Raw genomic sequence first — 13,505 nt, 5'->3', positions numbered from 1 at the left:
TGTCTCATTAATTTGCGTATCAAACACGAAAATATTATTGTCCTTTATGCTTTTTGCAGGAAAAGCTATAACTTCGGAGCACTTTTTAATTTGAATAATAAATGTTGGATTTAAAGCAGCTTACAACTGATGTATGCCGGATTGCTACCGAAGTTGGATATTTTTTGAGAGAAGAACGAAAGAACTTCCGTCGTGAGCGTGTGGTGGAAAAACATGCACATGATTATGTGTCTTATGTAGATAAAGAATCTGAAGTGCGAGTGGTGAAAGCCCTTACTGCTTTATTGCCTGAAGCGGGATTCATTACAGAAGAAGGCTCTGCCACTTATCAGGATGAACCCTACTGTTGGGTGATTGACCCCTTGGATGGAACCACGAATTATATTCATGATGAGGCTCCTTATTGTGTGTCCATCGCTTTACGTAGCCGTACCGAACTTCTTTTAGGTGTCGTTTATGAAGTTTGCCGGGATGAATGTTTTTATGCCTGGAAAGGCGGAAAAGCGTTTATGAATGGTGAAGAAATTCATGTGTCGAACGTTGAGGACATCAAAGATGCATTTGTCATTACAGAATTACCTTATAATCATCTGCAATATAAACAGACTGCTCTTCATCTCATCGATCAGCTTTATGGGGTAGTGGGCGGTATTCGAATGAATGGCTCGGCTGCTGCCGCAATCTGCTATGTGGCTATTGGGCGTTTTGATGCTTGGATGGAAGCATTTCTCGGAAAATGGGATTATTCTGCGGCAGCACTGATTGTTCAGGAGGCGGGAGGAAAGGTGACTGACTTTTATGGTGAGGATCATTTCATAGAAGGACATCATATTATTGCAACGAATGGAAATCTTCATCCTTTCTTTCAGAAACTCCTGTTAGAAGTTCCTCCATTGAATATGTAGTTGCAATATGTAGGTGCTATTGCAACTTTAAATCTCTATTATTATGAAACACACACTTCTTATCAAAGACTGGCTTAGTTCCTTCTTATCTTTGCTATTTCCCCGTTGCTGCGTTGTTTGCGGCCGGCCGTTAGCAAAGGGTGAGGAATGTATTTGTACAGTATGTAATATCAATCTACCCCGTACTAATTATCATCTTCGAAAAGATAATCCGGTAGAACGGCTCTTCTGGGGACAAATCCCTTTGGAACGGGCTACTTCTTTTTTCTTTTATGAGAAAGGAAGCGACTTCCGGTTGATTCTTCATCGGTTGAAATATGGTGGACAAAAGGAAATAGGTGCAATTATGGGGCGGTATATGGCTGCCGAACTTTTGTCTTCCAATTTTTTTCAGGGAATTGATGTGATAATCCCCATACCGCTTCATAAGAAAAAACAGCAAATACGTGGTTATAATCAGAGTGAGTGGATTGCCCGTGGTATTGCTGCTGTAACAGGGATCCCCATCGATACAGAATTAATATTACGTAAGAAAAATACGGAAACGCAAACGCGCAAATCTGTGTTTGAACGTCGGGATAATGTGGAAGGTATCTTTGAACTTCAGCATCCCGAAACACTTGCAGGAAAACACATACTGATAGTGGATGATGTGTTGACTACCGGTTCTACTACTCTGGCATGTGCTTCCTGTCTGGTAGATGTGGAGGACATACGGATTAGTATATTGACGTTGGCAATGGTGGAGTAAATATGGGGTCAGTCCGAAAACCCTGTGGGTGATTAATCGTAAACGATGAGTTATAATACTGGTACCCAATCAAGCGGTTGTCTGACATACTTAATTTATAATGCCTTAAAAGAATCTGTATTCTTACATTGCAATATTGGAATTTTTTCAAAATATTATGTCCCACAGGGTTTTCGGACTGATCCCGATTTCCAACGAATTACAAAGTCTTGAAAAAGAAAAAGCCACCCAAATAGGTGGCTTGTCTACTCTGGCTCTTCCTCTTGGACTTGAACCAAGGACCCTCTGATTAACAGTCAGATGCTCTAACCGACTGAGCTAAGGAAGAATATTTGCAATCAAGATTTTCAACTTTGCTCTTCCTCTTGGACTTGAACCAAGGACCCTCTGATTAACAGTCAGATGCTCTAACCGACTGAGCTAAGGAAGAATGTTTTTCTCAATTGCGATGCAAAAGTAGTAGGTTTTTTTGAAATATGCAATATCTTTGCAAAAAAAATATTTGAAATGGACAAAATAATAGGATTGGGCAACGCCCTGGTAGACGTACTCGCAACCCTGAAGGATGATACTCTTTTGGATGAAATGGGTTTACCCAAAGGAAGCATGCAGCTCATCGATGACGCTAAGTTACAGCAGATTAACGCAAAATTTTCACAGATGAAAACCCACTTGGCAACAGGCGGATCGGCAGGAAATGCCATCCTCGGACTGGCTTGTTTGGGTGCCGGAACAGGATTTATCGGAAAAGTGGGAAATGATCATTATGGAGAATTTTTTCGTGAAAATCTGCAGAAAAATAAGATTGAAGACAAATTATTGACCTCGGACCGACTACCTTCCGGCGTGGCATCCACTTTTATTTCACCGGATGGGGAGCGCACTTTTGGAACCTATTTGGGAGCAGCCGCTTCTTTGAGAGCGGAAGAACTGACGCTGGATATGTTTAAAGGTTACGCATACCTATTCATAGAAGGCTACCTCGTTCAGGATCATGAAATGATTCTTCATGCTATTGAACTGGCTAAGGAAGCAGGTTTGCAGATTTGTCTGGATATGGCTAGTTATAACATTGTGGCCAATGATCTGGAATTCTTCTCTTTATTAATAAGCAAATATGTCGACATCGTTTTTGCAAACGAAGAAGAAGCGAGAGCCTTTACCGGCAAGGAGCCGAAAGAAGCCTTGGGAATGATTGCCAAGAAATGCAGCATTGCCATTGTAAAAGTAGGAGCAAATGGCTCTTACATCCGAAAAGGGACGGAGGAGATAAAGGTTTCGGCCATTCCGGTTCAGAAAGTGGTAGATACTACCAGCGCCGGTGACTATTTTGCTTCCGGCTTCTTATACGGATTGACTTGCGGATATTCGTTGGATAAATGTGCAAAAATAGGTTCTATTCTCTCGGGAAATGTTATTCAGGTAATCGGAACAACGATACCACAGGAACGCTGGGATGAAATTAAGTTAAATATTAACAGGATTCTGGCGGAATAACAAAGGATTGAGCTACTTTTACGACTCATTTAGATTGAAAGAGGTATGAAAAAATTGCTGAACAGGCAGATAGCTATTGTTGCAGTAGCGGTGATAGCCACAGTTGCTTTCTTTAGTTTCAAGAGCGGAGACGACCGTAATTTCCAGATTGCAAAGAATCTGGATATATTTAATGCGATTGTGAAAGAACTGGATATGTTCTATGTAGATACCATCGATCCGAATAAAACGATTCGGGAAGGAATCGATAATATGCTTTACACCTTAGATCCTTATACGGAATATTATCCGGAAGAAGATCAGAGTGAGTTGGAACAAATGATTAAAGGATCATTCGGTGGTATAGGTTCTTACATTGCTTATAATACGAAACTAAAGCGTTCGATGATTTCCGAACCTTTCGAGGGAACACCTGCTGCAAAAGCCGGACTGAAAGCGGGAGATATCCTGATGGAGATTGACGGAAAAGACCTTGCCGGTAAGAATAATGCGGAAGTCAGCCAGATGTTGCGCGGACAGGCAGGTACCAGCTTTAAGTTGAAGATTGAGCGTCCGAATGTGAAAGGCGGACGTACGCCGATGGAGTTCACAATTGTGCGTGAGTCTATTCAAAATCCGGCAATACCTTATACTGCCGTACTGGATAACAATATAGGTTACATCAGCCTTAGTACTTTTTCCGGCAATCCTTCCAAAGAATTTAAGAAAGCGTTTTTGGATTTGAAGAAACAGGGTGCCACTTCATTGGTGATAGACCTTCGTAGTAATGGCGGCGGACTGTTGGATGAAGCAGTAGAAATTGCGAATTATTTCTTGCCGCGTGGAAAAGTAATTGTGACGACCAAAGGAAAAATCAAACAGGCCAGTAACACTTATAAAACGTTGCGTGAGCCGTTGGATTTGGATATTCCGATTGCCGTACTGGTAAATAGCGGAACAGCTTCTGCTTCTGAAATCTTATCCGGGTCTTTGCAGGATCTCGACCGTGCTGTGATCGTTGGTAACCGTACTTTTGGAAAAGGGTTGGTGCAGGTTCCCCGTTCTTTGCCATACGGTGGAACGATGAAAGTGACTACCTCCAAATATTATATTCCGAGCGGCCGTTGCGTGCAGGCTATTGATTACAAACATCGTAATGAAGATGGAAGTGTCGGCACTATTCCCGACAGTTTAACTAAGGTTTTCTATACAGCTGCCGGACGTGAAGTCCGTGACGGGGGGGGTGTAATGCCGGATATTACGATCAAACAGGAGAAATTGCCGAATATCCTATTCTATCTGGTACGCGATAATCTGATTTTCGATTATGCAACGCAGTATTGTTTGAAACATCCCACTATCGTTGCTCCAGAGAAGTTTGAGGTGACAGATGCTGATTATAACGATTTTAAAGCATTGGTGAAGAAAGCTGACTTCAAGTATGACCAACAGAGTGAGAAAATTCTGAAAACATTGAAAGAAGCTGTCGAGTTTGAAGGATACATGGATGACGCTTCAGAGGAATTCAAAGCGCTAGAGAAGAAGTTGAACCATAATCTCGACCGTGACTTGGATTATTTCTCTACCGATATAAAGAAAATGATTGCTACTGAAATTATCAAACGTTATTATTATCAACGTGGTAATATCATCCAGCAGTTGAAGGATGATGACGGTTTGAAGGAAGCGATGAAAATACTGAATGATCCGGTGAAATACAAAGAAATGCTTAGTGCCCCGGCTGCTAAGAAATAAAAAAATATTTTTCAAATATAATTCATAGAGAAAACGCGGCTTTGTCATTGACAGGTCGCGTTTTTTATACCTAGTTATTATAATATAAAAAAAATGGATAGCTTTTGCCCTACTAATCAGAATGTTCTATCTTTGCATCCATTATATATAAATGATTTACAATATGTCTACAGAATTATTCTCTACTCTGCCCTACAAGGTGGCAGACATTACACTTGCTGATTTCGGACGCAAGGAAATCGATTTGGCAGAAAAAGAAATGCCCGGCCTGATGGCTCTTCGCGAAAAGTATGGAGAATCCAAACCGTTAAAAGGTGCCCGCATTATGGGATCGTTGCACATGACCATTCAGACGGCTGTGTTGATTGAAACGTTAGTGGCTTTAGGAGCTGAAGTACGTTGGTGCTCTTGTAATATATATTCAACGCAGGATCATGCGGCGGCTGCAATCGCTGCTGCGGGTGTGCCTGTGTTTGCATGGAAGGGAGAGACCCTTGCTGATTATTGGTGGTGTACGTTGCAGGCATTGAGCTTTGCCGGTGGCAAAGGGCCGAATGTGATTGTTGATGATGGCGGTGACGCAACGATGATGATTCACGTAGGTTATGATGCGGAGAATAATGCTGCCGTATTGGATAAAGAAGTGCATGCAGAGGACGAAATAGAACTGAATGCAATCTTGAAGAAAGTATTGGCAGAAGACAGTACTCGTTGGCATCGTGTAGCGGAAGAAGTGCGCGGCGTATCTGAAGAGACTACGACAGGCGTACACCGTTTATATCAGATGCAGGAAGAAGGGAAACTGTTGTTCCCGGCATTCAATGTGAATGATTCGGTCACAAAATCTAAGTTTGACAACCTCTATGGCTGCCGTGAATCGTTGGCTGATGGTATCAAGCGTGCAACGGACGTGATGATTGCCGGAAAAGTGGTGGTAGTATGTGGTTATGGTGATGTGGGTAAAGGCTGTTCTCATTCTATGCGTTCTTACGGAGCGCGAGTGCTGGTGACGGAAGTAGACCCGATTTGTGCATTGCAGGCTGCTATGGAAGGCTTTGAAGTAGTGACTATGGAAGAAGCTTGCACGGAAGGCAACATTTTCGTGACTACCACAGGTAATATTGATATTATCCGTATCGACCACATGGAGAAAATGAAAGATCAGTCTATCGTTTGCAACATCGGTCATTTCGATAATGAAATTCAGGTAGATGCTTTGAAACGTTATCCAGGCATCAAATGTGTGAACATCAAACCACAAGTAGACCGTTATTATTTCCCGGATGGTCACAGCATCATTCTGCTTGCTGACGGCCGTCTGGTAAATCTGGGATGCGCAACCGGACACCCGTCATTCGTGATGAGTAACTCGTTCACGAATCAGACATTGGCACAGATAGAACTGTTCAATAAGAAATATGATATCAATGTATATCGCTTGCCGAAGCATCTGGACGAAGAAGTGGCCCGCCTGCATCTTGAAAAGATTGGTGTGAAACTGACCAAGCTGACTCCTGAACAGGCTGCCTATATTGGTGTGTCAGTGGACGGACCTTATAAAGCAGATCATTATAGATACTAATTTGATTTACGATTTGACGATTTACTATTTATGGTTGATAAATGTGGGATACTGATATTTCGTTGTTATCAATATTCCACCGTTGTTAATTGTAAATGTTAGATTGTCAGATCGTATTTATTTTTATATTCAGACTTCAATTGTAAATAGTAAATCGTGTCATCGTAAATGAAAAAGTTTCTTCCCGACTTAATAGCCATTCTGGCTTTTATCATTCTTTCTTTCGCTTACTTTTTCCCGGCTGATATCGAAGGTCGTATCTTGTTTCAGCATGACACGGCTGCCGGAGTCGGTGCGGGACAAGAATCGAAAGAGTATCTCGAACGTACCGGAGAACGTACGCGTTGGACAAATTCGATTTTTGGAGGTATGCCTACCTATCAGATGTCTCCGAGTTACGACTCAACAACGTCACTGAAAGGGGTGGAGAAGGTTTATCGCCTCTTTCTCCCGGATTATGTGGTGCTGACTTTTATTATGATGCTCGGATTCTATATCCTTTTGCGCGCTTTCGGAATATCGGCTTGGCTGGCAGGATTGGGCGGAGTGATATGGGCTTTTTCTTCCTATTTCTTCATTCTGATACCGGCAGGGCACATTTGGAAGTTTGTGACGTTGGCTTATATCCCGCCCACGATTGCGGGTGTTGTTCTGGCTTACCGGAAAAAATACTTGTTGGGCGGAATTATTACAGCGTTGTTCATTGCCCTTCAGATTCAATCGAATCACATTCAGATGAGCTATTATTTCATGTTTGTGATCCTGTTTTTCGTGGGAGCGTATTTTGAAGATGCTTATAAAAAGAAAGAACTCCCTCATTTCTTCAAGGCCAGCGCAATTTTGGCATTGGCTGCCGTGGTAGGAGTTTGCATCAATATCTCCAATCTGTATCATACTTATGAATATAGTAAGGAGACGATGCGCGGCAAGAGCGAATTGAAGCAGGAGGGCGCTGCGGCCAGCCAGACAAGTAGCGGGTTGGATCGCGACTACATAACCAATTGGAGTTATGGTATTGGCGAGACATTGACATTGCTGGTTCCGAACGTAAAAGGAGGAGGATCAGGATCTACGATGTCGCAAAGCGAAGCTGCTATGGCAAAGGCCAATCCAATGTATAACAGTATTTATTCGCAGTTGCCGCAATATTTCGGTGAGCAACCGTGGACAGCCGGTCCTGTATATGTCGGGGCATTTGTGATGTTCTTGTTCATATTGGGTTGTTTCATAGTGAAAGGTCCTCTGAAATGGGCATTGTTGGGAGCTACTATCTTCTCGATTCTGCTTTCATGGGGAAAGAATTTCATGGGACTGACAGACTTCTTTATTGATTACGTTCCGATGTACAATAAGTTCCGTGCCGTGTCTTCCATTCTGGTGATTGCTGAATTTACCATTCCTTTGTTGGCGATTTTTGCCTTGAAAGAGATTTTGAGTAAGCCGGATACGCTGAAGTTGAAAGAAAACCGTGGAGGGGCGATTGCCACTTTGATACTGACTGCCGGTGTTGCGTTGATTTTAGCTGTTGCTCCAGGTATTTTCTTCTCCGGTTTTATTACGACACAAGAGATGGCTGCCTTGAAACAAGGACTTCCAGCCGAACATTTGGCTCCGCTTGTGGCAAACCTGACTGAAATGCGTAAAGCTATTATTGCTTCGGATGCATGGCGCAGTTTCTTTATTATCGTGATAGGTTGCGTGCTTTTATTCCTTTATCAACAGCGGAAGTTGAAAGCTTCTTTCACACTGGCTGGTATTGCGCTTTTATGTCTGATAGATATGTGGAGCATCAATAAACGCTATTTGAATGACGAACAGTTTGTGCCGAAATCCAAACAGACAGAAGCGTTTGTTAAAACACAGGCGGATGAGATGATCCTTCAGGATACTACTTTAAATTATCGTGTGTTGAACTTTATAGGTTTCCCCGGTAATACGTTTAATGAAAACAACACGGCATACTGGCATAAGAGTGTCGGTGGCTATCATGCAGCGAAGCTCCGTCGCTATCAGGAAATGATAGATCATCATATCATGCCCGAGATGCAGGAAACCTATCAGGCGGTGGCTACTGCCGGCGGACAGATGGACAGTGTAGACGCTTCCAAATTCCGTGTACTGAATATGCTGAATACAAAATACTTCATTTTCCCTGCCGGCGAGCAAGGGCAGGCTGTTCCTGTGGTAAATCCTTATGCATACGGCAATGCGTGGTTCGTAGACAAGGTACAGTATGTAAATAATGCAAATGAAGAAATCGACGCTTTGAATGATATTCTTCCAATGGAAACAGCCGTAGTGGATGTGAAGTTTAAAGAACAATTGAAAGGTGTGACAGAAGGATATAAAGATTCTCTATCTACCATCCAGTTGACTAGTTATGAGCCGAATCGTCTGGCTTACAATGCTTTCACTCCTAAAGACGGAGTTGTTGTCTTCTCCGAAATATATTATCCGGGATGGCAGGCGACTATTGACGGTCAGCCCGTCGATATTGCCCGTGCAGATTATATCTTGCGTGCGATAAATGTACCGGCAGGAGAACATACCATCGAAATGTGGTTTGACCCGCAAAGCATACAGGTTACAGAAAGTATTGCTTATGCAGCACTGGCTTTGTTGCTGATCGGAGTTATGGTCCTTGCGTGGACGCAGCGGAACAAGATTGCGAAGAAGTCTTAAGCGAAATGTAATAGTCATTAACCTTCATAATGTATGGTAAGGTTATAAAATAAGGGCGGCACTCCTCCTCACAAGTACAACCGTCCGCGATAGCAGGTAAGCCATAAAAAGAAAGCCGTCCGGATTTTGGGCGGCTATTTTTGTGAGGGTTTCCAGCGGTCGGGAAGCAGGTCGCGGTATTTTTCGATCGGGGTGTTTGGCGGCCATGCGGCACATCGGTCGATGATGTCACAGAAGTAGTCGAAGACGTTGACTCCGCACTGATGGCAGGTGATGGCCAGCGAGTGGTACAGGGCGGCGGCTTCGGCTCCGGAGTGGGAGCCGATTGTCAGTCGGCGACGGGTCAGGGATATGTAGCGGTTGATTCGCTCGACTTTGTTGTTGTCAAGTCTGTAGGTGGGTGAGGCGAAGATGCGTGGTATCACGTCCCATTGTTTAAGCGCATGTTCGGTGGCGGCAAGCAGCGGGTCGTCGGGTGGCACGCCGATGCGATTTTTGACCGCTGTCAGTCTCATGCGGATTTTCTCGAGCATCACTTTGGAGTATCGTTGTCTCCACTCAAGGTGCTTTTCCGCCGTCCATCCGTCTTTGCCTATGCGGTGCTGATGCTCGAAGTGGTAAAGGAGTCCGAAGAGCTTTGCTATTTCCTGCGCCTGCGGATTGTCTTTCAGGTCGAGGAACTTCCGCTTTATATGCTGCAGGCATGGCAAGCGTTTTATCCCGCTCATCTCACCGATTCCGATATGCCGGTATCCCGAGTAACAATCGCATTGGAACGCTCCGTTGAAGCCTTTGATATGCTGCTTGAAGACTTCGGCAGAGCGGGAACCGTCATCATAGAAGAAGTATACAAGCCCGGTTGTCATGCCGACGAACACCCAGATGTAGCCCTTTTTGATCTTCCTGCCCGAGGGAGTGGCCACCTGCAGCCGCACTTTCTGATAGGTCTCGTCACCACAGATATAATTGTCTTCGACAACTGCCGGCCCGAGAGCCTTGTACAGATTCTCCAGATGAACCCTTACCTTGCTGATCAGTTTTTGTGCCGTGCCTTTGTCAAGGTCGAAGCCGTGGGCACGGAAGTATTCGACTGCATTTTCAAGTGGCATGCAGTGGAGATAGCGTAGCTCGGCGAGTCCGGCAATGAAGGAGGATGTATACTGCGAGTTCAGCAGCGGCGTGGCGGGAGCAGAGCCTTTGTATATTTTCTCGTCCTGCACATATTTGCGTACCTTGTAGATTATTTTCTTGAAGCGCATCGGCTCCATGACGTAGCGCACGACATCGCACTCGCCGATAAACGTCGCCGCCTCGGGATTGAAGTCGGGGCTGTCCGGCTCCACCACAACCGTCTCTACCTCGCACTCGGGATGGGTCTTTCTCCTGGCTCCATTGTTGGTGCGTTTCTTCTGTGGCCTCTGTTCCGGAGTTTCTGATACGGCAGGAGCCGGCATCGGTTTTGTCTGGCGCTCTGACGGCGAGCCCTGCAGACGCTGCACGGCCTGACGAGCAGCTTTTTCTTTGCTTAGTTCCGCGCCTTTCCCTTTTACAGCATCCTCCAACGAGGCTATCTGTTTGCGCAGCTCATCTACTGTTGCCACCAGTCTGTCGTTGGTTGACTGGAGTTTTTCATTGGATAAAGTAAGAGAGCTGACAGAGGACAACGCCTCGTCAAGTTGTCCTTGAAGATACTCGATCTGACGTTGCAAAAACTCTATCAACTCGTTCTTTTTCATGGTGTAAAGTTACAAAAAATATCTGACATTTGCAACTTTCTACACCATTTATTTATTTGATTAACAAATTATTAAGCCTTATTTTACAGCCATTCTGAAGCGATTCTCGACCGTCACCTTCACAGGCGTGAGCCCCCTCATCAGCATATAGAAATCGTCCCATTGGAGCCTGCGCACGCCGTCATCGCCCTTTTTAAGTACCTCCCGGAAACGACCTTGCGACAGTCTTTTTGTGTACATCAAAAATCCGTCACCATCCCATTTCAGAGCCTTCATGGACTTGCGGTCTTTGGAGAAAAACACATACACATCGCCCGATGCCGGAGAGTGCCCCTTCCACGACCACACCATCTGGGTCAGACCGCGTATGCCGTAACGCATCGACACCGGCTGCTGGCATACCCATAGCCGTAACCCCTGCTCAAGACCCCACATGACCGACCTCCTTTCCCATCTTTCTGACGAACTTTGCAATGACAGCAACATCAGTATCAGCTGGAAAGCTGACCGCCACATGACCGTCGACCTTTACTGTTATCACATTGCCCGTGTCAGCCGGAAGAAAACCGGCCTCCTCAAAGATGACATCCTCGAAAGGCACCTCCTCAGACTTATTGTTACCCGTGCCTGTCGGTCCTGTATATCCGGGCAATCCGGCCACACGTAAATGCTTCCGATACAAATAAGAATGCAACTGACCGTATGTTACACCAAAACTCCTGCAATAAGAAGATAAGGTCCCGGGCTGTCTGCCTTGTGCGCATAATTGCTTGAACCGCTCATAAATTTCCCCGTAAAGGCGACTATTTACGCAACAATATCCCGGCAAGGTCTTTATATCCTGAAACTCGCTCTTGAGCAATTGCCGCATCTGACTCTGATCTACACCGTTGGCTATGCAATAGGCTCGGAACGAAGACGGCTGTCTTCCTTCGGCACACAGTTGCTTGAATGACAAGAAAACCTGCCTGTAAAGTTCAACTTTTCCCATAAATCAATTTTTAGGGCAAAGTTAGAAACTTTACAGGCAGGCTTCAATACGCTATCGCGGACGGTTGTACCCTCACAAAGGGCGCCGCCCTTATTTTTCATTCACTAAAAAAATATGAAAAAACAAACGCTGTTCATAGAAACATATTAAGTGTGATGTTTTATGAGAGTGGTTGTCTATTGCTTGTTCATTGAAAAAGGAAAATATGAATATAAACAAATAGTTTGTGGATAGTCTTATTATGCTGTAAGCTACTAAATTTGTAGCCAATAATAGAGCATTGTGTTATGAAAAGACTACTATTCATTTTTTCCTTTTTTTTCTTGTTCGTGTTACGTGGAAACACACAGGAGGTAGAGATTCTGACATTAGAGGATTGTCTCCGCATTGGTATTGACAATAACTTGTCGTTAGAAGGGAAACGTAAAGAAATACAAAAAAGTAAATATGGCGTATCTGAAAACCGTTCGAAGCTGCTGCCGCAAATTAATGCGATAGCCGGTTATAATAACAATTTTGATCCTCCAGTGTCAGTCACAGACGGTTCATCTTACGGAGTTCCCTATAATATAACGAAAACATTGCAACATTCTGCTAATGCAGGACTGGAAATGCAGATGCCGCTTTTCAATCAGACTCTTTATACTTCTATGTCCATAGCTAAAGTGATGGAAGAAATCAGTCGTCTGTCTTATGGAAAAGCCAGGGAAGATGTTATTCTTCAAATCAGTAAGATGTATTATCTCGGACAGGTCACGGCCGAACAAATCATGCTGATAAAAGCAAATATCACCCGTCTGGAAGAATTGAGAGATATTACACAGGCTTTCTTCGATAACGGAATGTCTATGGAAGTCGATCTGAAAAGAGTCAATATCAATTTGGAAAATCTGAAGGTGCAATATGACAATGCACAAGCAATGATGAAACAGCAGTTGAATATGCTGAAATACATTATGGATTATCCGGCTGAAAAGGAAATCGCGCTGACACCTGTAAATGCCGATAGCATTACTACGGTAGCCCTGACTGGCTTGTCGGAAAATATCTATGAACTTCAACTCTCACAATCGCAAGTGCAACTGGCGGAACGTCAAAAGAAGATCATTACTAATGGATATATCCCTTCTCTTAGTCTGACAGGCAGCTGGCGATATGCTGCATATACGGATAAAGGTTATCATTGGTTCCACTCCGGTCCGTCCAATCAATGGTTTCGTTCCTATGGAGTGGGACTAACCTTGCGTATTCCGATTTTCGACGGACTGGATAAAACCTATAAAATAAAGAAGGCGATGATCGATATAGAGAATAAAAGATTGGCATGGGAAGACGCCCGGAAGAATTTGCAAACTCAATATCTGAATGCTGTGAACGACCTGATGAACAATCAGCGTAACTTTAAGAAACAGAAGGATAACTACTTGCTTGCCGAAGATGTGTACGCAGTCACTTCCGACCGTTACCGGGAAGGCATTGCTTCTATGACGGAAGTGCTGCAAGATGAAATGCAGATGAGTGAAGCTCAAAACAACTATATCAGCGCACATTATAATTATCGGGTGACTAACCTGATGCTGCTTAAACTGACCGGACAAATAGAATCATTAGTCAAATAATACGCAAA

At 44.0% G+C, this 13,505-nt stretch carries 10 protein-coding genes and 2 tRNA genes; 7 read left to right on the top strand and 5 right to left on the bottom strand.

Features of this window, described 5'->3' with window-relative positions:
* The first annotated feature begins 101 nt into the window (after positions 1-101).
* Both A4V03_RS17200 and A4V03_RS17195 read left to right on the top strand, forming a co-directional pair.
* Positions 102-905 (top strand): inositol monophosphatase family protein, encoded by an 804-nt coding sequence (locus tag A4V03_RS17200; RefSeq protein WP_065539718.1) that lies wholly within the window; start codon positions 102-104, stop codon positions 903-905.
* Positions 906-948: 43 nt separating this feature from the next.
* Positions 949-1,656, top strand: coding sequence for a ComF family protein (locus tag A4V03_RS17195; protein WP_065539717.1), 708 nt, complete (start codon positions 949-951; stop codon positions 1,654-1,656).
* A gap of 251 nt (positions 1,657-1,907) precedes the next feature.
* Here the strand turns inward: A4V03_RS17195 and A4V03_RS17190 are convergent.
* Both A4V03_RS17190 and A4V03_RS17185 read right to left on the bottom strand, forming a co-directional pair.
* Positions 1,908-1,984 (bottom strand) — tRNA-Asn (locus A4V03_RS17190).
* A gap of 28 nt (positions 1,985-2,012) precedes the next feature.
* Positions 2,013-2,086: transfer RNA gene (locus tag A4V03_RS17185), tRNA-Asn, on the bottom strand.
* Positions 2,087-2,163: 77 nt separating this feature from the next.
* On the opposite strand from A4V03_RS17185, the gene A4V03_RS17180 reads away from it, so the two are divergent.
* From A4V03_RS17180 to A4V03_RS17165, 4 genes are all read left to right on the top strand, one after another.
* Entirely contained in the window at positions 2,164-3,153 is a 990-nt protein-coding gene (locus A4V03_RS17180; protein ID WP_065539716.1) for an adenosine kinase, read from the top strand.
* Between the two features lie 45 nt (positions 3,154-3,198).
* Positions 3,199-4,887: a S41 family peptidase gene (locus tag A4V03_RS17175; protein WP_065539715.1), complete on the top strand. Its 1,689-nt coding sequence runs from the start codon at positions 3,199-3,201 to the stop codon at positions 4,885-4,887.
* A gap of 163 nt (positions 4,888-5,050) precedes the next feature.
* Complete coding sequence (ahcY, locus tag A4V03_RS17170) at positions 5,051-6,469, top strand: adenosylhomocysteinase (RefSeq protein ID WP_024987950.1); 1,419 nt, start codon at positions 5,051-5,053, stop codon at positions 6,467-6,469.
* Between the two features lie 168 nt (positions 6,470-6,637).
* Complete coding sequence (locus A4V03_RS17165) at positions 6,638-9,151, top strand: YfhO family protein (RefSeq protein ID WP_065539714.1); 2,514 nt, start codon at positions 6,638-6,640, stop codon at positions 9,149-9,151.
* Positions 9,152-9,285: 134 nt separating this feature from the next.
* On the opposite strand, the gene tnpC is transcribed toward A4V03_RS17165, so the two are convergent.
* The 3 genes from tnpC to A4V03_RS20880 form a co-directional block, all read right to left on the bottom strand.
* Complete coding sequence (gene tnpC / locus A4V03_RS17160) at positions 9,286-10,887, bottom strand: IS66 family transposase (protein WP_084081121.1); 1,602 nt, start codon at positions 10,885-10,887, stop codon at positions 9,286-9,288.
* A 78-nt stretch (positions 10,888-10,965) separates the two neighbouring features.
* Positions 10,966-11,322: an IS66 family insertion sequence element accessory protein TnpB gene (gene tnpB, locus A4V03_RS17155; protein ID WP_065538284.1), complete on the bottom strand. Its 357-nt coding sequence runs from the start codon at positions 11,320-11,322 to the stop codon at positions 10,966-10,968.
* On the bottom strand, positions 11,309-11,878 hold the full coding sequence (locus tag A4V03_RS20880) for a hypothetical protein (protein WP_065538285.1): 570 nt from the start codon (positions 11,876-11,878) through the stop codon (positions 11,309-11,311). The genes tnpB and A4V03_RS20880 overlap by 14 nt, the downstream gene beginning before the upstream one ends.
* Before the next feature lie 287 nt (positions 11,879-12,165).
* On the opposite strand from A4V03_RS20880, the gene A4V03_RS17145 reads away from it, so the two are divergent.
* Positions 12,166-13,497, top strand: coding sequence for a TolC family protein (locus tag A4V03_RS17145; protein ID WP_024987955.1), 1,332 nt, complete (start codon positions 12,166-12,168; stop codon positions 13,495-13,497).
* Positions 13,498-13,505: the final 8 nt, after the last annotated feature.

This window comes from Bacteroides caecimuris, assembly GCF_001688725.2.
In the GTDB taxonomy this organism is placed as follows: Bacteria; Bacteroidota; Bacteroidia; order Bacteroidales; family Bacteroidaceae; genus Bacteroides; species Bacteroides caecimuris.
Note: the sequence above shows the minus strand (reverse complement) of the source record. Positions and strands in the feature narration are given on the sequence as shown.